At 79.2% G+C, this 509-nt stretch carries 1 protein-coding gene; it reads right to left on the minus strand.

Annotated elements, in window-relative coordinates:
* Positions 1–166: 166 nt before the first annotated feature.
* Positions 167–509: acyl-CoA carboxylase biotin carboxyl carrier protein subunit (locus tag AC2CJA_RS27165; RefSeq protein ID WP_484605273.1), on the minus strand; the 343-nt coding region annotated here is incomplete at its 5' end.

Here is a 509-nt window from a genome sequence, read left to right on the forward strand (position 1 = left end):
CCCCGGGCGACGGCCGGCCGACGGGCCGGGTCGCGGATCTGGCGCCCCGCCGCCACTGAGAGCGGCCGCCCGAGGGCGGCCCGTACCGCGTGTACGGCGCGAGGGGGGGGGGGGGGGGCGGGCGGCGCCCCCCCCCCCCCCTCGCGTGCGGCGGGGCGGCGCGGGATCAGTCCTTGATCTCGCAGATGACGGCGCCGGCGCTGACACCGGCGCCGACGGCGGCGGTCAGGCCCTTGACGGTGCCGGCGCGGTGGGCGTTGATGGGCTGCTCCATCTTCATCGCCTCCAGCACCACGACCAGCTCGCCCTCGGCGACGGTCTGGCCCTCCTCGACGGCGACCTTGACGATGGTGCCCTGCATCGGGGAGGCCAGCGCGTCACCGGAGGCGGCCGGGCCGGACTTCCTGGCCGCGCGCCGCTTGGGGCGGGCGCCGCCGGCCGCGGCGGTGCGGGCCAGGGACATACCCAGCGAGGCGGGCAGGGAGACCTCCAGGCGCTTGCCGCCGACC

It is taken from the genome of Streptomyces sp. ATLC9, from assembly GCF_057196705.1.